This is a genomic window from Actinomadura nitritigenes (assembly GCF_017573545.1).
GTDB lineage: Bacteria > Actinomycetota > Actinomycetes > Streptosporangiales > Streptosporangiaceae > Spirillospora > Spirillospora nitritigenes.
The window spans coordinates 139,984-162,232 of the sequence record NZ_JAGEOK010000018.1 but is presented as its reverse complement, the minus strand read 5'-3'; the positions used below and the strand labels follow the sequence as shown (position 1 = coordinate 162,232).

Here is a 22,249-nt window from a genome sequence, read left to right as displayed (position 1 = left end):
CGTTCATTCAGTACCGTCAAGGACTGGATTCTCGAATCAAGTTCTAGTATCAAGATCTAGAAAGAGGTTCGTTCCCTCGTCGGCCGGGAGGCCCGCATGGGCGACGACGGCGCACCCGCGTGACCGGGACGACGCCCGCCGTCCGGTGCCCGGAGCCCGCCGCCGGGCGGCCCGGCGACCCCTGGTGGACGCTGTCCGCGGTGAGCATGGCGAGCGTGCTGACCGGCCTCGGCGGCAACACCCTCAACGTCGCGCTGCCCTCGGTGGTGCGGCACTTCCACGCCGGGCCGCTCGCCGCGAACTGGATGCTGCTGGCGTTCCTGCTGGCCAACACCGTCCTCATCGTGGTGTTCGGGCGGTTCGCCGACATGTTCGGCCGCCGCGCGATGTACCTGTCCGGCCTCGGCGCCTACACCCTCGCGAGCCTGCTGCTCGGCTTCGCCCCGACCGCCTGGACGGTCGTCGGCCTGCGCGTACTGCAGGCCGCGGGCGGCGCGATGCTGCTGGCCAACAGCGCCGCCATCGTCACCGACGCGTTCCCGCGCGAGCGGCTCGGCCGCGCCATGGGCGTCTACACCGCCTCGTTCTCCATCGCGCAGCTGGCCGGGCCCACCCTCGGCGGCTACCTCACCGACGCCTTCGGCTGGCGCTGGGTGTTCTGGTACAACGTCCCGTTCGGCGTGCTGTGCCTGGTCTGGGGCGCCGTCGCGCTGCGGCCCGTGGAGGCGGCCTCGCGCGAGCGCGGCGTCGACGTGCCCGGCAACGTGCTCGTCCTCGCCGGGCTCGGCGGCCTGCTGTTCGGGCTGTCGCAGGTCAACGAGCGGGGATGGAGCAGCCCGGTCGTGCTCGGCGGCGTCGCCGCGTTCGCGGTGCTGCTGCCGGTCTTCCTCGCCGTCGAGCGGCGCTCCTCCCGTCCCGTCGTCGACATCGCGCTGTTCCGGGACGCGCCGTTCGCGCTCGGGCTGCTCGCCACGTTCCTCAACGCGACGGCGCGGATGGGCGCGGTCGTGCTGCTCGCGCTGTTCTTCCAGTCCGTGCAGGGCGACGACCCCGTCACGGCCGGGCTCAAGGTGCTGCCGATGTCGGCGGTCGCGGTCCTGGCGTCCACCGGCGCGGGCTTCCTCGAGAACCGCGTCGGCGCCCGGACCATGACGGTGCTCGCCGCCGCGCTGACGACGCTCGGGCTGCTCGAACTGCTGGCGGCGCTCGGGCGGGACGTCCCGTACGCGCCGGTGGCGGCGGGCCTGATGCTGCTGGGCGCCGGGTCGGGCGCGTTCCTGCCCTCCAACGCGACGGCCCTGCTGAGGGGCCTGCCGTCGCACCGGCTCGGCGTCGTCAACGCGATGCGGCTGATGGTGCAGAACACCGGCATCGTGGTGAGCACCGCCCTGGCCTTCTCGATCATCGCGGGCCCGGTGCCGGCGGCGCTGCGGGCGCACGTCTTCGCCGGGGACCTGTCGCGGGTGTCGGGGCAGGGCGTCCAGCAGCTCGTCACCGGCTACCGGTACGCGCTGGCCTGCATGGCGGCGCTGTCCGCGCTCGCCGTGCTGGCCTGCCTCGGCACCCGCCGCGCGGAACGGGCCCGCTAGGCGATGGCCTCCACCTCCTCGCGGGTCAGCTCGGGGTCGGGCGCCGACGGCGCGGTCACCGCGACGGGCGCCGAGGCGCCGCCGGCGACCCGGGCCTCGGCCTGCCGGAACTCCGGCAGCGGGCCGGTCGCGTCGTGCAGCCCGTTGAGCGCGACCCAGAGGGCGCTGCGGCGCATGCGCAGCACCAGCGGGTTGGGCCGCTGGTAGAGGGCCAGCTTCTGCGCCCATTCGGGGAGCATGTCGCGTGCGGCCCAGTCCATGAACGGGCTGCCCGGCTCCCACGGCTTGGTGCCGTTGCCGCGCAGGTTCGGGCCCGTCGCGAACGCCTTGATCGGCGTGACGGCCAGGCGCGGCAGGTAGGACTCCAGGCACTCGGCGACCTCCGCCTTCGTGGCGGGCAGGTCGGTGCCGCCGAGCGCCTCCCCCACCCGGACGAACTCGCCGTAGTAGCGCTCCAGGTCGGCGCCGCGCAGCGGCCTGCGGTGGTAGCGCTCGTGGGCCGTCGCGAGCCCCCACACGACGGTGGCGTAGTTCCAGCGCAGCCAGTCGGGGTCGTCGGCGTCGTACGGCAGGCCGTCCGGGCGGGTGCCCTTCACGGTGTGGTGCATCGCGCGGACCGTTCGGGCGAGCCGCTCGGCGGTCTTGGTGGAGCCGTAGGCGGTGCCGATGAAGAACGACAGCGAGTGGCCGAGCCGGACGGCGGCGCCCTCCGGGTCGACGCCGCCGGTCGGCACGCCGTCCACCCGCTCGGGGATGCGGGAGTGGTCGTAGGCCATCCAGCTGATGCTGGGGTCGAGGCCCTCGATGTAGGCGGCGCCGACCAGGCCGAGGACCAGGGTCGGCAGGTGCGAGTGGACGTACCAGACCGCGCTGTCCGGGCCGAACCAGCCCGGGTCGCCCTCGGGTCCGGCGAACTCCAGGCCCCGGAAGAACCGGGACCGGATCTCGGCGTCGAAGGCCCGCTCGAATCGTGCCGCGAGGATGTTCGTCCTGGGTGCCATCCCGGCGCTCCCGTCAGATTCTGGATACGTCTGTGTCCAGACCTCAGCGTAAGTGTTTGGGTACATGCGTGTCCAGACTTGGTATCGTGACGGCCATGGCGAACGCCCGGACGGCCGCGAACACCCGGTGGGCCGGGGTCCCCGCCGCCCGGCGCCGCGACGAGCGGCGCGACATGCTCGTCCGGGCCGCGTACCGGCTGTTCACCGCGGGCGGCGAGGCCGCCCTGGCCGTCCGCGCGGTGTGCCGCGAGGCCGAGCTGCACACGCGCTACTTCTACGAGAACTTCGCCGACACCGCCGAGCTGCTCGCGGCCGTGTACGACCAGCAGGCCACCGCGCTCGGCGACGTCCTCGCCCGCGCGGTCGAGGACGCCGCCCCGCGCCCCGACGCGCGCACCCGCGCCGGCATCCGCGCCGTCCTGCGGTTCATCAGCGACGACCCGGGCCGCGGGCGCGTGCTGTTCGCCGAGGCGCGCGGCAACGAGATCCTCGCCGCCCGCCGCCGCGCCGCGCAGACCGCGCTGCTGGAGGGCGTCCTCGCGATGACCCGCGAGCAGGACCCGCCGCTCCCCGTCGTCATCGCCGCCACCATGTTCACCGGTGCCATGACGGAGCTCGCCCAGCAGTGGGCCGACGGCCGGCTCGGCACCGACCTCGACGCCGTCGTCGACGGCGCCGTGACGCTCTCCCTCGCCCTGCGCTGTTAGATCTCAGGCCCGTGCGCCTCGGCGGGCCGCCGCCGTCCGGCGAAGGGCGAGGGCGGCCGTGCCGGTCGTCAGCGTGACCGCCAGCCCGGCCAGGACGTGCCGCTGCCGCCGTGTGCGCCGTTCGACCCGCGCATAGGGCTCCGTGGTGAACGAGACGAGTTCGTACCGGGACATCCAGCGGCCCGGCAGGGCGCGCTCCATCGCGTGGTCGGCCTTCCGCGCGAGCTTGAAGGCCGGCGAGGCGACCTTCTCCCGCATCTCCGCGAAGTTCTCGAGCGCCATCCTGCCGATGGCGCCCGCGTTGTCCTTGCGGCGCTCCTCGTACAGCGGCAGCGCACGGTCCCATCGGCCGGCGGTCTCGGTGAGGCAGCGATCGAGCTCGACGACGTCCTCGAAGGCGCAGTTGGCGCCCTGCCCGTAGAACGGGACGATCGCGTGGGCGGCGTCGCCGATCAGGGCGGCCGTGCGGCCCGGCACCAGCCACCCGTCGCAGTGCACGGTGCCGAGCCTGCCCACCGGGTTGCGGAGGTAGTCGTCCACCAGGCCGGGCGAGAGCGGCGGCACGTCGGGGTAGCGGGTGCGGAAGTGCCGTTCCACGGCCGCCGGGCCGTCGAGTGCGGCGAACCCGGACGCGCCGTCCCGCGGCCAGAACAGCGTGCAGGTGAACGACCGGTCGGGGTTCGGCAGCGCGATCATCATCGAGCCGCCGCGCGGCCAGATGTGCAGCGCACCGGGGTCGAGGGCGAACTCGCCGCCGACCGCGGGGATGGTCAGCTCCTTGTACCCGTGGTCGAGGAACGCGACCTTCTCCCGGACGGCGCCCGACGCCACCATCTCCGCCCGCACCGCCGATCCGGCGCCGTCGGCTCCCAGAACGATCGGCGCGTCGGCGTGCACCGTGCCGCCGGGGGTCGCGAACCGCAGCGCGCCGGTCGCGAAGTCGGCTCCGGTGAGCCGGTGGCCGAAGCGCACCCGCACTCCGGGCGCGGCCTCGGCGGCGTCGAGCAGCGCGGCGTTGAGCGCGCTCCGGCTGATCGAGTGGATCGCCTTGCCGCCGCCCCGGCTGTAGGGCTGGAAGTCCAGCCCTCCGGTCACGGGGTGGATCATCCGGCCGCTCATCGGCAGCGCGCCGGCCATGACCCGCCGTTCCAGGCCGATCCGGCGCAGCGCGTCCAGCCCTCGCTCGGACAGGGCGAGGTTGATGGAGCGGCCGCGCTCGCCGCCACCGGCCCGGGGGTCGGGCCGGCGCTCGTACAGGGTGACCCGGTGCCCACGCCTCGGGAGGTAGCAGGCGAGGAGGGAGCCGGTGAGACCGGCCCCGACCACGGCGATCTCCGGTGGTGTGCTCATCCGACCGCTGACCTTTCTAGATGTGGGTGCGCGCCGACCACAGCTCCGGGAAGACCTCGCGGTCCATGCTGCGCCGGAGCCACCGGACGCCGTTCGAGCCCCCGGTGCCGGCCTTGGCGCCCATCGCCCGCCGGACCGAGGCCAGATGGTGGCGGCGCCAGTCGCCGAACCCTTCGGAGATCCCGGTCAGCGCCTCGCCGAGCAGCCGCAGATGGTTGCCGGGTCCCGCGTCGCCGTAGATCTCCACCCAGGCGGCCTCCACCGCGGGGTGCGGCCGGTGCTCGTCCGAGAAGTCCCGGCCGAGGAGGTCCGCCGGGATGTCGTGCCCCGAGCGGGCGAGCAGCGCGACCACGTCGTCCCAGAGGCTGGGCGACCGCAGCGCCTCGGCCAGTTCGCCGTGCACGGCGGGTTGCCCCCGGAAGGGCCGGATGAGCGAGGCCGTCTTGAGCCCCAGGACGAACTCCAGCCGCCGGTACATCGCGGACTGGAAGCCGGAGCCCTCGCCGAGCAGGTCGCGGAACCGGTTGAAGTCGGCCGGTGTCATCCAGCGCAGGCACTGCCAGCCGGCGTTCAGCCCGTCGAGGTGCAGCGCCGCCCGGCGCGACGGCAGGAGGGCGCCCCACACGTCGTCGGCGCGCAGCAGGCGCTGGACCTCGCGCAGTTCGTGGTGGACGAGCCCGAAGTAGAGCTCCATCACCTGGCTGATCACCAGGAACGACATCTCCCCGGGGTCGTCGCTCAGCGTCCGCTGGAGCGTGTGCAGGGTGTCGGCGCGCACGTAGGCGTCGTAGGGGACGCGTTCCGCGAAGGCGAGCGTGGGCTCGCCCCCGCTCGCGGCGGCGCGGCCGGCGCGCTCCCGCTCGGACGCGGGCCGGATCGATGATGCGAGATCGGTGCTCCTCACCGCTGCCCCTCCTCGTGGCTCAACGATGTGACGTGGCGTTAATGATCTGATAGGAGATAGGCCGTAGTACATGCCGATTCAAAGGCATACAGCCAGATTCTGCATTGCATCAGACTCACTTCACTGGCTTGGCTTTCATATCGAGAGGATCGTGATGGACGAGACCGACTGGCTGCTCCTCGCGCAGCTCCAGGCGGACGCGCGCCTGTCGTTCAGCGAGCTGTCCCGGCGGGTCCACATGTCCCCGCCCGCGGTCGCCGAGCGCGTGCGCCGGCTGGAGGAGTCGGGCGTGCTGACCGGCTACCGGGCGCAGGTGGACCCGGCCCGCGTCGGGTGGTCCGTCGTCGCGTTCATCCAGATGTCCTGCTACGGGCCGCGGTGCGTGCTGCGCGCCCCCGAGGTGGCGGAGTGGCCCGAGATCCGCGAGATCCACCGCGTCACCGGCGCCGCGTGCAGCCTGCTGAAGATCGCGGCGGCCTCCATGGACGCCTTCGAGGCCCTGATCGACCGGCTCGCCCCCTTCGGGCAACCCACCAGCACGATGGTGCTGTCCACGCCGCTGGCCTGGTCGCCGATCACCTCCCCCGACGCCCCGGTGGCTCCCTGACCGGGAGCGGGAAGCGCGCCCCGGTGCGCGGTGACCTCGCGCACCGGGGCGCGCGGGGCGCCGCGCGGGCAGAGGAGTCACACGGCCCGCGCGGCCGGCTCGGGCTCGGGTTCACGAAGCGGGAAGTGGCACGCGGCGACGTGGCCGGGACCGAAGTCGCGCAGCAACGGCTCCTCCTCGGCGCACCTGGCCTGCGCGCGCGGGCAGCGCGTGCGGAAGCGGCAGCCGGACGGCGGGTCGAACGGGCTGGGCATCTCGGTCGCGCCGGGCTGGTCGGCGGCCCCGACGCCCGCCTCCCCCGCGTGTTCCGCGCCCGGCTCAGGCACGGGGATCGCGGCGATCAGCCCCGCGGTGTAGGGGTGCGCGGCGCGCAGGTAGACGTCGTCCGGCGAGCCGATCTCGACCAGCTTCCCCAGGTACATCACCCCGACCGTGTCCGCCAGGTAACGCACGACGGTGAGGTCATGGGAGATCACCACGAAGGTGAGGTCGTGCTTGGCCTGGAGCCGCCGCATGAGGTTGAGCACCTGCGACCGGATCGACACGTCCAGCGCGCTCACGGGCTCGTCGGCCACGATCACCCGCGGGTTGAGCGCCAGCGCCCGGGCCAGTGCGATGCGCTGGCGCTGACCGCCGGAGAACTCGTGCGGGTGCCGGTCCAGGACGTCGTGGGGCAGCCCGACCTCGTCCAGGAGGCCGCGGATCGCCGTGAGCCGCTCACCGGCCGTCCCGACGCCCTGCGCCGCGAACGGTTCCGCCAGGACGGCGCCGACGCGCATCCGCGGGTCGAGTGCGTCGAGGGAGTCCTGGAACATCATCTGCAGGTCGCGGCGGTGCCGGCGCAGCTCCCGCCCGCGCAGGCGGGCGAGGTCGCCGCCGAGCGCGGTGACGCCGCCGGACGAGGGCCGCTCCAGCGCGACGAGCATCCGGGCCAGCGTGCTCTTGCCGGAGCCGGACTCGCCCACGAGCCCGAAGGTCCGGCCGCGGGGCACCTCGAACGACACCCCGGAGACGGCCTTGACGCTCCGCGCCGGGCCGCGCAGCGACCGGCCAGCCGGATACTCCTTGACCAGGTCCGCGACGACCACCACGGGGTCGGCGGGGCCGGCCGCGGGCTCGTCCCGCGCGGTGCCCGCCGCGGGCCCGGGCGCCTTCGCGGGCCCGGCCGCCGCCGCGGGGAGCGGGCCGTCGACCGGGTTCCAGCACGCCACCGTGTGCCCGGGCCGCCGCTCGGTGAGCGCCGGCGCCTCCGTCCGGCAGCGGTCGTCGGCGCGCCCGCAGCGGGCGGCGAACCGGCACCCGGCGGGCGGGGCGGCCAGGTCCGGCGGGGAGCCGGGGATGGAGTACAGGACGTCCTCGCGCCGCTGGGTCAACCGCGGCGTGCACGCGAGCAGGCCCTGCGCGTACGGGTGGCGCATGCCCGTGAACAACTCGGCCGTGGAGGCGCTCTCGATGACGCCCCCGGCGTACATGACGCCGACCCGGTCGACCCACTGCGCGACGACCCCCATGTCATGGGTGATCAGCAGCATGGCCATGCCGAGACGCTCCTTGAGGTCGTGCAGCAGCCGCAGCACCTGCGCCTGCACGGTCACGTCGAGCGCCGTGGTCGGCTCGTCGGCGATCAGCACCTTCGGCTCGCAGGACAGCGCCATGGCGATCATGACCCGCTGCCGGAGCCCGCCGGACAGCTCGTGCGGGTACTGGCCGAGCCGTTCGGCGGGGCCGGCGATGCCGACCATCGCGAGCATCTCCAGGGCCCGGTCCCGCGCCTCCCTCCGGCTCGCACCGCGGTGCAGCCGCACCGGTTCGGCGATCTGCTCGCCGATGGTCTTGGTGGGGTTGAGGGACGTCATCGGGTCCTGGAAGACCATCGCGATCTCGTTGCCGCGGATCCGCTGGTAGCGCCGCTCCGGCAGGCCGGCCAGCTCGCGGCCCTCCAGCCTGATCGACCCCCCGGTGACCTGCCCGCCGGGCGGCAGCAGCCCCATCACCGACAGACCGGTCATCGACTTGCCGGAGCCCGACTCCCCCACCAGCCCGAGCGTCTCGCCGCGGCGCAGGGTCAGGTCGACCCCGTCGACGGCGCGGACCGCCGACCGGCTCGTCCGGATGCTCGTGCACAGCCCTTCGACCGCCAGCAGGGGCTCCTCGCCGGTCCTCACATCGCCACCTCTCGCGCCGGCGGCCATCAGCGCCGCCTCAGCCGTACGTCGATCGAGTCGCGCAGCGCGTCCCCGACGAAGTTGAACGCCATGACCACCAGGACCAGGCAGCCGCCGACCGGGTAGATCAGCCACCAGGAGCCGTCGAGCAGGGAGCTCACGCCCTTGGACAGCTGCGTGCCCCATTCGACCGCCGGGTAGTTGAGGCCGAATCCGAGGAACCCCAGCAGCGACACCGCGATGATCGCGTCGGCGACCTGGAAGGTGATGTTCACGATCACCACGCCGAGCGCGTTCGGGATCAGATGCCGGACGATGATCCGGGCCTTCGTCGCCCCCATCACCGTCGCGGCCGCGACGAACCCGCGCGAGCGCAGCGCCAGCACCTCGGCCCGCACCAGCCGGGCCGGCGCGAGCCAGGAGAACGCCCCGAGGGTCAGGCTGAGCGACAGCACCGTGGAGCTGAACCGGGTCGCGATGATCAGCACGATGAACAGGAACGGGATCGACAGCAGCGTGTCGACCACGCGCATCATGACCGCGTCCGCCAGGCCGCCGGCGAGGCCCGCGACCGTCCCGTACAGGGTGCCGATCGCGGTGGCGATCAGCGCCGCGAACAGACCGATCTGCAGGGACGCCTGGCCGCCCTTCATGATCCGTCCGAGCACGTCGAAGCCCTGCGCGTCGGTGCCGAGCGGGTGCCCGCCGCCGGGCGGCAGCATGCTGTTCACCGGGTCGACGGCGGTCTGCTCGGTGACGTAGAGGTGCGGCCCGACGAAGCAGAAGAGGACGAAGAACACGATGATGCCGCCGCCGAGGACGGCGAGCCGGTTCCCGGTGAACTCCCGCAGGGTGAGCCGCCCGCCGCGCGTCCTGCCCGGCGGGGGCGTCCCGCGCTCGTCGGGCGCGATGGGCGCCGCGGTCCGGTCGGCCGCCGATTCGGTCATGCCCGCCGCGTCCTCGGGTCGGTGACCGCCACGAGCAGGTCGGCCACGAGATTGCCCAGGACGGTCAGGGTCGCCGCGATCAGCGTGTAGCCCAGCAGCACCGGATAGTCCTGGTTGTTCAGGGCGTTGAAGAACAACAGCCCAAGCCCCGGGTAGTTGAAGACCGACTCGACCACGAGGTTGCCCGCGAGCAGCAGCGGGATCGACATGCCGATCAGGGTCACCAGCGGCGCGCAGGCGTTGCGGAGCAGGTGCCGGGTGAGGACCATGCGCATGGACAGGCCCTTCGACCGCGCCACGGTGATGTAGTCCTGCGCGAGCTGGTCGAGCGCCGCCGACCGCTGGTACCTGGAGAAGAGCGCGACCGTCACGCCGGTCAGCGTCAGCACCGGCAGCAGCATGGCGCGCGGATCGGTGAAGATCACGAGGGCGGAGCTGGACTGGGACGCCTGCGCGGGAAGGACGCCCAGTCCCATCGCGAAGACCTGGATCAGCAGCATCGCCAGCAGGAAGACGGGCATCGAGTAGGCGACGAAGGTGAGGGTCGTCAGCACGGTGTCGCCGACGCCGCCGCGCTTCACCGCCTGGAAGACGCCGAGGGGGACCGCGATGCCGATCGCCAGGATCAGCGCCACGGCGGACAGCAGGGCCGTCCGTCCGGCGTTCTCGGCCACCAGCGCGTTCACGCTCTGGTTCAGCTTGTAGGAGTACCCGAGGTCGCCGTGCAGCAGCTGCCCGAGGTAGCTGAGGTACTGCACGACGATCGAGCGGTCGTAGCCGTGCTCGTGCTCGAACGCGGCCACCGCCCCCGGGCTCGCCTGGACGCCGAGGATGGCGCGGCCGGGCGAGCCGGCCATCCCGTGCAGCAGGACGAAGGTGATCACCGAGACGCCCAGGATCACGATCACCGACGTCGCGAGCCGCCGCAGCACGTACTGGATCACGTTCCGCCTCCTTTCCCGTGTCGTGGTCCCGGGCGCGCCGGGACGCCGGCTAGTGCGTGTACCAGTACTCGGGGGTGAGCACGTTGGCCGGCAGGTTGGCGAAGGACGCGGTCGGGCCGGACAGCGTCTTCTTCCAGGCCCAGATGGTCTGCGCGGCCGGCAGCCACAGCACCGGCAGCTCGGTCCGCAGGTGCTCGACCTCCGCCTGGACGGCCTTGCGGTCCGCACCGTGCACCGAGGCGTCGATCAGCTTGTCGGTCTCAGGGTCGCTGAAGGCGCCCACGTTGCCCGAGCCCTTGGTGTCGAAGATCCCGGACGCGGTCGGGTAGGGCGGGGTGCTGAAGCCGCCCCAGGTCGACATGGCCCACTCGCCGGCCTTCGACGGCGCCGCCGGGACGTTGTAGTTCTGGATCAGGAAGCTGAAGGTCTTCGGCGCGACGGTGATCGTGATGCCGAGCTTGCGGGCCTCCGAGGCGAACGCGGTACTGACCGCGCTGTGCAGCTGCGGGCCGCTCCGGTAGAAGAGGTTGAACTTCATCGTCTGGCCCTGCGGGATCCCGGCCCCGCACTGCGAGGGTCCGGTGCCGGGGCGCACGCAGGTCGTGGCGCCGTTCGGCACGACCTTCCAGCCGTGGTCCTCCAGCAGCTTGCGGGCGGCGGCGGGGTCGTAGGGGTAGGGGGCGGTGGCGGTGCTTCCGGAGACGTAGGGCGACGTCGCGGGGGCCGTGCCGTAGCTCTCGACGGCCGCGCCGTTGTAGATGCCCTTGCTGGCGATGTATCCGGGCTGGTCGATCAGCCGCTGCAATGCCTGCCGTATGTAGAGCTGGGCGTAGAGCTTGCCGACGTTGTCGGTGGTGTCCTTGAAGTTGAGCATGATGAAGTTGAAGCCCAGGGCCGGAGCGCCGTAGACGTTGTAGCCCGCGGCCTTGAGCGCCGACACCTGCCCGACGTTGCTCTGGTCGACGGTGGCCATCGCCAGCCTGCCGCTGAGCAGCTGGTTGAACTTCGCGCTCTCGGAGGTGAACGGCCGGAAGTTCAGCGTCGCGAGGTGCGGCTTCTGCGGGCCGCCGTACGCCTTGTTGGCGGTCATCGAGTAGGCGTTCGTCGTCACGTCGAAGCTGCTCAGCCTGTACGGGCCGTCGACCGTCCGCCAGAGCGGGTCCTTGGCGAACGAGGCCGGCTTCCGCGACGCCTTGTCCAGGTAGGCGTAGATCTCCGCGGCGTCCTTCGGGGAGGCGTGGTCGAGGTTCCGGCCGCCGCCGGCGGCGCGCGACCACTGCTCGGCCGGCAGCGGGACGAGCGAGGTCAGCTCGTTGGCGGTGAACCACTCGGGGTTGTACGCCTCCTTGAGCTTCAGCGTCACCGTGTTCCGCGACGTCGCCTTCGCGTCGGCGACGTTGTCGGGGAACTGGCCCGGCGTGTAGCTGCCCCAGTTCGCCGGGCTCTTCTTCAGCGCGGCCTTCAACAGGTCGATGAAGAACACGACGTCGTCGGCGTCGACGGGCGTGCCGTCGGACCAGGTGTAGCCATCGCGCATGGTGATGGTGACCGTCTTGTTGCCCTCGGAGAACTGCGGCGCCGACGCCAGGCTGAGGCTCTCGTCGATCTGGGGGCTGCCGCCCTGCGGGAACCAGTAGAGCGGCCGGTACATGAGCCGCTGGAACTCGTACGTCACGTAGGTCGAATTGAAGGCGCCGGGGACGATCGGCAGCATGTAGAACGGCCCGGCTCCCGGCTGCTGCGCTATGTCGATGGCGCCGCCGTCCTTGGGCGTCCCCGCCTGGGCGGGGATGGAGCCGAAGGTCGGCGACCCCGACTTGTGCTTCGTGGCTCCACCGCCACCGCCGCACGCCGCCAGCGGCAGCACGGCGGCCAGTGCCCCGGCGAGCAGCGCGTACCGTGCCCGTCCGCCCCCGGCGCGTGCCGTGCGGCGGCCCGGTGTCCGTGCGCTGCCCCTGTCGATGCAGGTGTTGATGCCCATGCGCGCCCGCTCCTGTGTCGTGTCCGTGGCGGGGGGAATCGCGTGACTCCGCGTCTCGGCGGCCGTCAACTCCCCCAGACCGCCTTCGCGTAGTTGTGGAAGTTCAGGCCGAGGATCTTCTCGATCCGGGTAGAGGAGTAGCCGCGCTCGTCCAGCAGCCGCGCGAGCTCGCGGAACTGGTCGACGCCGCGCAGGTCGACGACGAAGGGGAAGGTGTCGGCGCGCTCGCCCGCGGCGGACGCGCCGGCGGCCTGCCGTCGCGCCACCTGCTCGGCGAGGAGCGCCCGGTAGCCGTCCAGATCGTCGATCGCCGTGATCGTCCCGTCGGTGCCGATGCCGACGTGGTCCTCGCCGCAGACGTCGACCGCGTGCGCGATGTGCTCCACCACGTCCGCGGCCGTGGCGTGCCCCGAGGCGTTGACGAACGGCATGAAGTAGATGCCGACGAACCCGCCCTTCGAGGCGACCAGCCGCAGCTCCTCGTCGGTCTTGTTGCGCGGCAGGTCGACCAGCGCGCGGCAGCCCGTGTGGTTGATCGAGATGGGCTGCGCGGACGCGCGCGCGGCTTCCAGACAGGTCCTCTCGCCGCTGTGGGAGAGGTCCACCATGACGCGGTGCTCGTTGAGCGCCTCCACGACCTGGCGTCCGAGCGGTGTCAGGCCCCGGTTGCCGGGCGCCATCGAGCCGTCGCCGATCTGGTTGGCCTGGTTGTAGGTGAGCTGGATGATCCGCACGCCCAGGCCGGCGAACTCGGCGACCCGTTCGGGGCGGTCCTCCACGGCGGCGGCGTTCTGGAAGCCGTAGATGATGCCGATCCTCCCCTGCCGCTTGGCCTCGGCGATGTCGGCGGCGGTGCCGATCCGCATCAGGTCGCGCGGATGGGCGTCGATGATCGCGTCCCAGGTGCGGATCTCGTCCAGGGTGTGCCGGTAGGGCGGGAAGTCGCCGAGGGTGTACCCCAGGGTCACGTTGATGGCCGTCACGCCGGAGGCGTGCGCGTCGGCGAGGGTCCGCTCGTCGATGGTCAGCCGGTCGCTGGTCGGGGCGAGCGCGCCGGACGCGGAGGCCGACGCCGGGGCGTTCGGGTTGTCCAGCCCGCCGAGCGCGTTGACGACGATGAGGTCCTCGATGTCAGCGCTCACGGGGCGCTCCTTCCTGGGTGCCGGCGCCGGCCCGGTCGTAGTCCGCCCGGTCGTAGCGGCGGCCGTGCTTGACAGTGGTGACGATGCGGCGCAGGTGGTCGATGTCCTCGCACGGGTCCGCCTCGACGATCACGAAGTCGGCCCGCCTGCCCGGCTCGACGGTGCCGGCGACCTCCTGGAGCCCGGCGGCGGCGGCGCCGGTGGAGGTGGCCGCGCGGATCACCTCGTGCGGCGGCATCCCCATGGCGTGGACGAGGAAGCGCAGCTCGTCGTGGAGCGAGGGCAAGGGGTCCGCCGGCCCTGTCTCGTAGTCGGTGCCGGCGCAGATCGCGACGCCCGCGTGCCGGGCCCGGTCGATGAGCCTTCTCAGCACGTCGGGGGCGAGCTCGGCCGCGCCGGGCGCGCTCGACGGCAGCCGGGTCACGAGGCTCGCGGTGGCGTCGAGGATCGTGCCGCGGCGCCGCATGTCGGCGAAGAGCGCGTCGAGGGCGTCCACCGGCGCGTCGAGGAGGCGCCGGTAGGTGTCCGCGAGCTGCCCGCGCTGCCGCCGGTACTCGCCGGGCCGGTCGCCGGGAATCTCGTGGGCCAGCATGTGGGCGTGCGAGACCACGTCGGTGCCCGCCGCGACGACCTCGCCGGGCATGGCGGGGAACACCGCCGCGTGCGCCCAGACGAGCATCCCCTGCCGGTGGGCCTCCTCGGCGATCCGGGTGACCGTCGCGGCGTCGAGGTCGGCGTAGATCTTGATGGCGACGGCGCCGGTGCCGCGCGCCGCGGCGACCGCCAGCCGCAGGTCGGTGTCCGCGTCGACCGCCTGCATCCAGGGGACGGTGCCGGGCGTCGCGCCCTGGGTCACCTGCCATGTGCGCGGGTCGTCGAAGAACCCCGGGCCCGCCATCAGCGCCGCGCAGCGCACGTCCGGGCCGGGGATCTCGCCGACCAGTGACGCCCGCGCGAGGTCGGCCATCTGCCGCAGGTCACCGGCCATCTCGCGGATCGCGGTGACGCCGCCGTAGATCTGCCGCCGCATGAGCGCCTCCGCCTGCGCGCGGTTGGGCGGGGTCGACAGGTGCTGGTGCGCGTCGACCAGCCCGGGAAGCAGGAACGCGCCCTGCAGGTCGACCGTCTCCGCACCGGACGGCACCGAGGCGCCGAGGTCGGCCTCGGGAACGACCGCGATGATCGTCGGCCCGTCGGTCACCACCGCCATGCCGTGCCGGACGGGGCCGCCGGTCCCGTCGATCAGCGAGACGCCGCGGTAGGCCGTCGCACGGCCGGGTTCGGGGGCGGCGAAGGGGGCGGGGGCGGGGTCGTTGCCCGCGACCGGTGGCTCGTCCTTGTCCGTCATGGCGATCGCACGGTCTCCGTTCTCGGTCCCGGGTGGCTGGCCCACCCCGCAGACCAGGTGTGTTACATACAGCGCAACAAGTGTTACAACATTAGCAACGTCTGCTAATGTGCGTCAAGAATCGGAAAACCCGCCCAGCGACCGTGGAGGGAAGTTGTCCAGACCGGCGAGCTCTGCCGTGGACAAGGCTCTGGATCTCATCGAGTCCGTCGTGCGGGCCGACCGCCCGCTCCGGCTGAGCGAGGTGGCGAACGAGGCGGGGATGCACCGCGCCACCGCCTACCGCATCCTGGTGGACCTGGTCAGGCGCGGCTGGATCATGCGCAGCGAGGACCACTACCTGCCGGGGCCCGTGGTGCTGCAGTTCTCCGAGGCCGCGGCCGCCAACTCGCTGGTCGTGCTGGGCCGGCCCGTGCTGCAGGAGCTGGCGGACCGGACGGCGATGATGGTGAACCTGCAGGTCCTCGAGCCCGAGGGCGCCCGGGTGATCGACGTCGTCCGGCCGCCCCGGCTGGCGATGATCAACGACCTGCTGGGCGAGCTGCTCCCCGTCCACAAGTTCGCCGGGCCCATGGCGCTCGTCTCCGCACTGGACGAGGCCGCGCAGATCCCCTACCTGCGCGCCGCAGAGCAGCAGGGGCATCCGCCGGCGCGCCGGGCCGAGCTGCTGGCCGACATCGAGCGGACCCGGCGCACGGGCTTCGCGCTCGAGCGCGGGCGCAACGAGGAGGTGATCGCCTCGCTCGGCCGCGCGGTGCTGGCCGGCAACGGCCGGCCGCTGTGCGCGATCACGATCGTCGGCCTGGACAGCGAGTTCGACGATCCCACGCTGACCAGGCTCCAGGACCACCTGACCGCGGCCACGGCGGAGCTTCAACATGCCCTGACCGGTCCGGCCGCCGGAGCCGACGTTGGCTGACCCCGCAGGCGGCGTGCTCGTCCTCGACCGGGAGGCGACCAGAGCGGCCGCACCGCCGGAGGCGGTGCTGGAGGCGGTGCGCACCGCCCTCATCGCCGTCGCCGCCGGCGAGGTCTCCGCGCCGCCGCGCGTCGCGGCCCGCTCGGAGCACGGCCTGCTCGGGGCGATGCCGGGCTACGTGCCCCGGCTGGGCCTGTCCGCCAAGCTCGTGTCGGTCTTCCCGCCCGCCGCGGCGGGCGGCCACGGCTCCCACCGCGGCATCGTCGCCCACTTCGACGCCGAGACCGGGCGGCCGCTGGCCGTCATGGACGCCGAGGCGATCACCGCGGTGCGGACGGCGGCCGCCGCGACGGTCGCCATGCGCGCGCTCGCGCGGCCGGCCACGTCCCGGATCGCCGTGATCGGCACCGGTGTTCAGGCCCGCGCCCAGATCGCTCTCATCGCGCCGATGGACGGCGTGGACCTCGTGGTCGGCGCACGCGATCCCGGCAAGGCCGAGCGACTCGCAGCCGACCTGCCCGGTGCGTCCGCGGCCGAGATCGAGGCGGCGATCCGGTCGGCGGACGTCGTCTTCTGCTGCACGTCCAGCCGGGAGCCGGTCCTCCGGCGCTCGTGGCTGCGCGAGGGGGCCCATCTCAGCTCGGTCGGCGGCTCCGACGGCCCGGAGTTCGGCGCCGGGACGCTGGAGGACGCGTCGCTGTTCGTCGAGTGGCCCGGCGCCGTGACCGAGCCGCCCCCGGCCGGCGCCTGGGAGCTGCAGGGGACCGACCCGGCACGCGCCCGGCTCATCGGCGACGTCCTCGCGGGAAGGCGTCCGGGCCGCCGCTCGGCGGCGGAGCTGACGCTCTTCAAGTCCACCGGGCACGCCGCCCTCGACGTCGCGGCGGCCTCCGTGGTGTACCGCGCGGCCCGCGAGCGCGGGCTGGGCATCGCCGTCGACCTCTAGCCGGGACCGACCACCCGTCTCGGGCGCGGCGCCGGCCCGGCACATTCGGATGGGCGCGCGGCGCATAACAGTCGTCCCGTTTCCGGGTGCGCTCGTTCGCGCCCGCAGCCGCACGGAAGGACGGGGCGCCCCCCTTCTCCCCCGCGTTCGACGTGCGCCGGGAGGCGCTCCTCCTCGCTTTCGGAACGCGCCTCCCCACGGCCCGCGCCGTACCCGGAAATGTGTTCGCCCGCCCCTGAGGGTTCGGGGCAGCATGAAGTCCGCGGCGGCGTGGGGAGGGCGCGTGGTTCTGGCAGATGCACGGAGCGGTCTTCAGGACGGACGGGCGCCCCGCAGGCGGGCGGTGCTGCTCGCGTTGCGGTACTACACCGCCGTGCTGCGCCGCGACTGGCGGGTCTCGATCCCGGCGATGGTCTTCCCCGCCCTCGGGAACACCTGCCTGTACTACCTGACGCCGCTGGTGGTGGCCGCCCTGATCGGGCACCTGGCGGGCGGCGGGGACGGCGCCCTCGGCACGATGCTCCCCTTCCTGCTCGGTTTCGCCGGCCTGATGGCGGCGGGCGAGGCGTTCTGGCGGGCCGGCCTGCACTGCCTGAACCGGACGGACGGCCGCGGCATCGAATGGCTCGGCATCGTCGGCATGGACGAGCTGCTCGCCAAGGAGACCGCCTTCTACCACGACAACTTCGCCGGCGCGCTCACAAAGCGGATCCTGAACTTCTCCAGCGGGTTCGAGGACTTCGCCGACACGCTCGCCTTCTCGATCATGGCCAACGTGATCCCGCTGTCGTTCGCCTCGGTGGTCCTGTGGCGGTACCACCCGCTGCTGGTCCTGGTGCTCCTCGGCATGATCGTCCTGACCGGCCTGCTCGTCGCGCCGCTCATCCGCCGCCGGCAGGCGCTGGTGGACGCGCGCGAGGCCGCCAAGGTGCGGGTGTCGGGCCACGTCGCCGACGTGGTGACGAACATGGAGACGGTCCGCGCGTTCGCCGCCGAGGAGCGGGAGGCCGCGGAGTACCGGACCCGCGTCGTCGAGCAGCGCCGGCTGTCGCTGCGCTCCTGGGACTACGCCAACCTGCGGGTCGACATGATCGTCGCGCCGATGTCGATCCTGACGAGCGTCCTCGGCCTGCTGGCCGCGGTGGCGCTGCGCGGCGGGCTCGGGGTGGAGGCCGTCGTGGTGACGTTCACCTACTACACCAACGCCACCCGGATCATGTTCGAGTTCAACCAGGTCTACCGGCGGATCGAGAGCACGCTCACCGAGGCCGCGCAGTTCACCGAGCTGCTCCTGGCGCCGCCGGCCGTCGTCGACCCGCCCGATCCGGAGCCGCCGGCGCCGGCCGACGCCTCGGTCCGCTTCGAGGGGGTGCGGTTCGCGCACGGCGACGGCCCGCCCCTGTTCGACGAGCTGGACCTGGAGATCCCCGGGGGCGCCCGGATCGGGCTGGTGGGACGGTCCGGCGGCGGCAAGACCACCCTCACCCGGCTGCTGCTGCGCCTGATGGACGTCGACGGCGGGCGCATCCTGGTCGGCGGCCAGGACATCGCGCGGCTGCGCCAGGCCGACCTGCGCGCCCTGATCGCGTACGTGCCGCAGGAGCCCGCGATGTTCCACCGGTCGGTGCGCGACAACATCGCCTTCGCCCGGCCGGACGCCACCGAGGACGAGATCCTCCGGGCCGCGCGGGCGGCGCACGTCACCGAGTTCACCGACGGGCTTCCGGACGGGCTCGGCACCCTGGTCGGCGAGCGCGGGGTCAAGCTCTCCGGCGGGCAGCGGCAGCGCGTCGCGCTCGCCCGCGCCATCCTCCGGGACGCGCCGATCCTGCTGCTGGACGAGGCCACCAGCGCCCTCGACTCCGAGAGCGAGATCCTCGTGCAGGAGGCGCTGTGGCGCCTGATGCGCGACCGCACCGCCCTGGTCGTCGCGCACCGCCTGAGCACGGTCGTCCGGATGGACCGGCTGGTCGTCCTCGACCGGGGCCGCGTCCTGGAGCAGGGCTCGCACCGGGAGCTGCTCCAGGCGAACGGCGCGTACGCCCGGCTGTGGCACCACCAGTCCGGCGGCTTCCTCACCGACGACGACGCGGACGCCGAGGCGCTCGACCGCCGTCCGGCCTGAGCGGGCGCCGTCCGGCCCGAGCGCGCGGCGGCGAACACCTCCCACGATAAGCGCCAGAATTGTTGACAATTTGGGCGACAGGTTTCAGGATCGTGGTGATCGGCCCTGGTTCGGGGGTGGTTCTGTGTGTCGATGGAGGAATCTGAATGAGCACCGATGCCGTCGGTCCGCTGCTCGTCGTGAGCGCGCACGCCGGTGACTTCGTGTGGCGGGCGGCAGGGGCGATCGCGCTGGCCGCCGAGCGCGGGGACCCGGCGAAGGTCGTGTGCCTGAGCTACGGCGAGCGCGGTGAGTCCGCGCGGGCCTGGCGCGAGGGCAAGGGCCTCGACGAGATCAAGGCGCTGCGCCGCGGCGAGGCGGAGGCCGCGGCGGCCGAGCTGGGCGCCGAGATCGAGTTCCTGGACGCCGGCGACTACCCGCTGCGGGAAACGCCTGAGCTGGTGGACCGCCTCGTCCGGGTGTACCGGGAGTTCGAGCCGGCGGTGGTGCTGACCCACACGCTCGCCGACCCCTACAACGGCGACCACCCGGCGGCGGCGCGGATGGCGATGCAGGCGCGCGTGCTCGCGCAGGCCATCGGGTACGACGCGCCGGGCGAGCCGCTGGGCGCGCCGCCGGTGTTCCTCTTCGAGCCGCACCAGCCGGAGCAGTGCGACTTCAAGCCGGACGTCCTGCTGGACATCACGCCGGTCTTCGAGCGCAAGCGCAAGGCGATGGAGTGCCTGCCCGCACAGGTGCACATGTGGGACTACTACACCGAGCTGGCGAAGCGGCGCGGCGTCCAGCTGAAGCGGAACGCGGGCCCGAACCTGGGCCTCCCCCACGAGACGATGGCCGAGGCGTACGTCCGCGTGTACCCGCAGACGACGGGGGTGCTGGCGTGAGGACCGTGGTGGTGACGGACCCGCCGCGCGCGGACGCCGCGGCGGTCGACCGGCTGGGCGGCTTCGGCGTCGCGACCGTGCACGAGGCCATGGGGCGGACCGGCTACCTCGGCCCCGCGATCCGCCCGGTGCACTTCGGCGCGCGGATGGCGGGGACGGCGGTGACGGTGCTGTCGTGGCCGGGCGACAACCTGATGATCCATGTCGCGGTCGAGCAGTGCCGCCCCGGGGACGTGCTGGTGGTGGCGACGACGTCGCCGTCGACCGACGGGATGTTCGGCGAGCTGTTCGCGACGGCGCTGCAGTTCCGGGGCGTGCGCGGGCTGGTGATCGACGCCGGGGTGCGCGACGTCGCCGACCTGCACGCGATGGGCTTCCCGGTGTGGTCGGCGGCGGTCAGCGCGCAGGGCACGGTGAAGGCGACGCCGGGCGCGGTCAACGTGCCGGTGACCATCGGAGGGCAGGTCATCAGGCCGGGCGACGCGATCCTCGCCGACGACGACGGCGTGGTGCGCGTCCCGCGCGAGCAGGTCGCCGACGCGGTGGAAGCGGCGCGCACGCGTGAGGAGAAGGAGCAGGCGACCCGCGCGGCGTTCCAGAAGGGCGAGCTCGGGCTCGACCGCTACGGGCTGCGCGACCGGCTGCCCGGGATGGGCGTCGAGTACGTCCCCTACAGCGAGTACGGCGGGTCATGAGCGCCGGGATCCGCTGCATGATGATGCGGGGCGGGACGTCCAAGGGCGCCTACTTCCTCGCCGACGACCTGCCCGCCGACCCCGCGGAGCGGGACGACCTGCTGCTGCGGGTCATGGGCACGCCGGACCCCCGGCAGATCGACGGGATCGGCGGCGCGCACCCGCTCACCAGCAAGGTCGCGGTGGTCTCCCCCTCGACGCGGCCGGACGTCGACGTCGACTACCTGTTCCTGCAGCTCGGCGTCGAGGAGCCGGCCGTCTCCGACCGGCAGAACTGCGGGAACCTGCTCGCCGGGATCGGCCCGTTCGCGGTCGAGCGCGGCCTCGTCGCAGCGGGGCCCGACCGCAGCGGCGTGCGGATCCGGATGGTCAACTCCGACAGCGTCGCGACCGCGACGTTCGCGACGCCGGGCGGCGCCGTCGACTACGACGGGGACACCGCGATCTCGGGGGTGCCCGGCACCGCCGCCCCGATCGTCCTGGACTTCGAGGACACGGAGGGGTCGGCGTGCGGGGCGCTGCTGCCGACCGGCAACGTCCGGGACGTCGTCGACGGCGTCGAGGTGACGTGCGTCGACAACGGGATGCCGGTCGTGGTCGCCGCCGCGTCCGACCTCGGCGCCACCGGCTACGAGGACCCCGCCGACCTGGCCCGGCTGCGCGACCGCGTCCAGTCGCTGCGGCTGGCCGCCGGGAGGCTGATGGGCCTCGGCGACGTCTCGGACGCGTCCGTGCCGAAGACCACGCTCGTCGCGCCGCCCCGCGACGGCGGCGCGATCTGCACCCGGACCTTCATCCCGCTGCGCGTGCACGCCTCGATCGGCGTGCTGGGCGCCGTCACCGTGGCGACCGCGCTGCTGATGGACGGCGCGGTCGGCCACGACCTCGCCGACCTCCCGGCGCCGGGCGCGCCGATGGGCATCGAGCACCCCACCGGCCGGCTGGACGTCGCGGTCGAGCTCGACGGCGCGTCCGTGCGCCGGTCCAGCATCGTCCGCACCGCCCGCAAGCTCTTCGACGGAACCGTCTTCCCCCGGAGGTCCCTTTGATCACGCATGAGATCGCGCACGTCGGGAGCGTCGAGCTGCTGACGCCCGTCCCGGACGAGAGCCTGCGGTTCTTCACCCGCGTCATGGGCCTGACCGAGGTCGGCTCCGAAGGCGACTCGGTGTACCTGCGGACGTGGGACGACTACGAGCACCACACCGTCAAGCTCACCGCGCACGGCACGTCCGGCATCCGCCGGACCGCGCTGCGGACCTGGTCGCAGGAGGCCCTCGAACGGCGCGTCAGGGCGATCGAGGAGGCGGGGCTCGGCGTCGGCTGGCGCGACGGCGATCCGGGGGTCGGCCCGACGTACGTGTTCCGCGACCCCGACGGCCACGAGCTGGAGCTGTACTGGGAGAGCGAGTGGTACGAGGCGCCGCCGGAGCTGCGTCCGTCGCTGAAGAACCAGGCGCAGGCGTACCCGGCGCGCGGCGTGTGCGTCCGCCGCCTCGACCACGTGAACTTCCTGTCCGCCGAGGTGGAGCCGAGCACCGAGTTCCTGATGGAGACGCTCGGCGGGCGCACCACGGAGCAGATCCGGCTCGACAGCGGCGACATCGCCGGACGCTGGCTGCACTTCACCAACAAGTCCTACGACATCGTCTACACCCGCGACTGGACGGGCGCCAACGGGCGGCTGCACCACGTCGCCTTCGCCACCGACACCCGCGAGGACATCCTCCGCGCCGCCGACATCTTCCTCGACCACGGCGTCTTCATCGAGACGGGGCCGCACAAGCACGCCATCCAGCAGACGTTCTTCCTGTACGTCTACGAGCCGGGCGGCAACCGGATCGAGCTGTGCAACCCCTGCGCGCGGCTGGTCCTGGCGCCCGACTGGAAGCCCATCACCTGGACGGAGGCGGAGCGCGCCAAGGGCCAGGCGTGGGGCCTGAAGACCATCGAGTCCTTCCACACCCACGGCACCCCGCCCCTCTGACGGGAGGG

19 protein-coding genes are annotated in these 22,249 nt (G+C 73.0%); 10 read left to right on the top strand and 9 right to left on the bottom strand.

What is annotated here, in order from left to right; all coding sequences use genetic code 11:
* Positions 1-119: 119 nt before the first annotated feature.
* A complete protein-coding gene (locus J4557_RS27610; protein WP_307800243.1) occupies positions 120-1,589 on the top strand; it encodes an MFS transporter in 1,470 nt (489 codons plus the stop codon).
* Here J4557_RS27610 and J4557_RS27605 read toward each other — a convergent pair.
* Positions 1,586-2,590: an oxygenase MpaB family protein gene (locus tag J4557_RS27605; protein WP_208269657.1), complete on the bottom strand. Its 1,005-nt coding sequence runs from the start codon at positions 2,588-2,590 to the stop codon at positions 1,586-1,588. The two genes, J4557_RS27610 and J4557_RS27605, sit on opposite strands and share 4 nt — an antisense overlap.
* A gap of 95 nt (positions 2,591-2,685) precedes the next feature.
* Between J4557_RS27605 and J4557_RS27600 the strand changes: the two genes are divergently transcribed.
* On the top strand, positions 2,686-3,297 hold the full coding sequence (locus J4557_RS27600; protein ID WP_208269656.1) for a TetR/AcrR family transcriptional regulator: 612 nt from the start codon (positions 2,686-2,688) through the stop codon (positions 3,295-3,297).
* A gap of 3 nt (positions 3,298-3,300) precedes the next feature.
* Here the strand turns inward: J4557_RS27600 and J4557_RS27595 are convergent, their stop codons facing one another.
* Together J4557_RS27595 and J4557_RS27590 are read right to left on the bottom strand one after the other, a co-directional pair.
* A complete protein-coding gene (locus J4557_RS27595; protein ID WP_208269655.1) occupies positions 3,301-4,647 on the bottom strand; it encodes an FAD-dependent oxidoreductase in 1,347 nt (448 codons plus the stop codon).
* Positions 4,648-4,663: 16 nt separating this feature from the next.
* Positions 4,664-5,551 (bottom strand): tryptophan 2,3-dioxygenase, encoded by an 888-nt coding sequence (locus tag J4557_RS27590; RefSeq protein WP_307800242.1) that lies wholly within the window; start codon positions 5,549-5,551, stop codon positions 4,664-4,666.
* A gap of 154 nt (positions 5,552-5,705) precedes the next feature.
* Here J4557_RS27590 and J4557_RS27585 point away from each other — a divergent pair, with 154 nt between their 5' ends.
* Positions 5,706-6,158, top strand: a complete 453-nt coding sequence (locus J4557_RS27585; RefSeq protein ID WP_208269653.1) for an Lrp/AsnC family transcriptional regulator — start codon at positions 5,706-5,708, stop codon at positions 6,156-6,158.
* A gap of 77 nt (positions 6,159-6,235) precedes the next feature.
* On the opposite strand, the gene J4557_RS27580 is transcribed toward J4557_RS27585, so the two are convergent.
* The 6 genes from J4557_RS27580 to J4557_RS27555 form a co-directional block, all read right to left on the bottom strand.
* Positions 6,236-8,323 (bottom strand): dipeptide ABC transporter ATP-binding protein, encoded by a 2,088-nt coding sequence (locus J4557_RS27580; RefSeq protein WP_307800241.1) that lies wholly within the window; start codon positions 8,321-8,323, stop codon positions 6,236-6,238.
* Positions 8,324-8,349: 26 nt separating this feature from the next.
* Complete coding sequence (locus tag J4557_RS27575) at positions 8,350-9,270, bottom strand: ABC transporter permease (RefSeq protein WP_208269651.1); 921 nt, start codon at positions 9,268-9,270, stop codon at positions 8,350-8,352.
* Positions 9,267-10,214: an ABC transporter permease gene (locus J4557_RS27570; protein WP_208269650.1), complete on the bottom strand. Its 948-nt coding sequence runs from the start codon at positions 10,212-10,214 to the stop codon at positions 9,267-9,269. Before J4557_RS27570 ends, J4557_RS27575 begins: the two co-directional genes overlap by 4 nt.
* 49 nt (positions 10,215-10,263) lie before the next feature.
* On the bottom strand, positions 10,264-12,195 hold the full coding sequence (locus J4557_RS27565) for an ABC transporter substrate-binding protein (protein ID WP_208269649.1): 1,932 nt from the start codon (positions 12,193-12,195) through the stop codon (positions 10,264-10,266).
* 65 nt (positions 12,196-12,260) lie between these two features.
* Positions 12,261-13,337, bottom strand: coding sequence for a dipeptidase (locus tag J4557_RS27560; RefSeq protein ID WP_208269648.1), 1,077 nt, complete (start codon positions 13,335-13,337; stop codon positions 12,261-12,263).
* Positions 13,327-14,685, bottom strand: a complete 1,359-nt coding sequence (locus J4557_RS27555; RefSeq protein ID WP_208269647.1) for an amidohydrolase family protein — start codon at positions 14,683-14,685, stop codon at positions 13,327-13,329. The genes J4557_RS27560 and J4557_RS27555 overlap by 11 nt, the downstream gene beginning before the upstream one ends.
* 178 nt (positions 14,686-14,863) lie before the next feature.
* Between J4557_RS27555 and J4557_RS27550 the strand changes: the two genes are divergently transcribed.
* The 7 genes from J4557_RS27550 (at position 14,864) to J4557_RS27520 (ending at position 22,241) form a co-directional block, all read left to right on the top strand.
* Positions 14,864-15,604 (top strand): IclR family transcriptional regulator, encoded by a 741-nt coding sequence (locus tag J4557_RS27550; RefSeq protein ID WP_208269646.1) that lies wholly within the window; start codon positions 14,864-14,866, stop codon positions 15,602-15,604.
* Positions 15,597-16,550, top strand: coding sequence for an ornithine cyclodeaminase family protein (locus J4557_RS27545; protein WP_208269645.1), 954 nt, complete (start codon positions 15,597-15,599; stop codon positions 16,548-16,550). The genes J4557_RS27550 and J4557_RS27545 overlap by 8 nt, the downstream gene beginning before the upstream one ends.
* Before the next feature lie 283 nt (positions 16,551-16,833).
* Complete coding sequence (locus tag J4557_RS27540; RefSeq protein WP_307800240.1) at positions 16,834-18,675, top strand: ABC transporter ATP-binding protein; 1,842 nt, start codon at positions 16,834-16,836, stop codon at positions 18,673-18,675.
* Between the two features lie 146 nt (positions 18,676-18,821).
* The gene (locus J4557_RS27535) at positions 18,822-19,559 is read left to right on the top strand and encodes a PIG-L deacetylase family protein (protein WP_208269643.1); all 738 of its coding nucleotides are present in this window, start codon (positions 18,822-18,824) and stop codon (positions 19,557-19,559) included.
* Complete coding sequence (locus tag J4557_RS27530) at positions 19,556-20,254, top strand: 4-carboxy-4-hydroxy-2-oxoadipate aldolase/oxaloacetate decarboxylase (RefSeq protein WP_208269642.1); 699 nt, start codon at positions 19,556-19,558, stop codon at positions 20,252-20,254. The genes J4557_RS27535 and J4557_RS27530 overlap by 4 nt, the downstream gene beginning before the upstream one ends.
* Entirely contained in the window at positions 20,251-21,303 is a 1,053-nt protein-coding gene (locus tag J4557_RS27525; RefSeq protein ID WP_208269641.1) for a 4-oxalomesaconate tautomerase, read from the top strand. Before J4557_RS27530 ends, J4557_RS27525 begins: the two co-directional genes overlap by 4 nt.
* Entirely contained in the window at positions 21,300-22,241 is a 942-nt protein-coding gene (locus J4557_RS27520; RefSeq protein WP_208269640.1) for a catechol 2,3-dioxygenase, read from the top strand. The genes J4557_RS27525 and J4557_RS27520 overlap by 4 nt, the downstream gene beginning before the upstream one ends.
* Positions 22,242-22,249 lie beyond the last annotated feature (8 nt).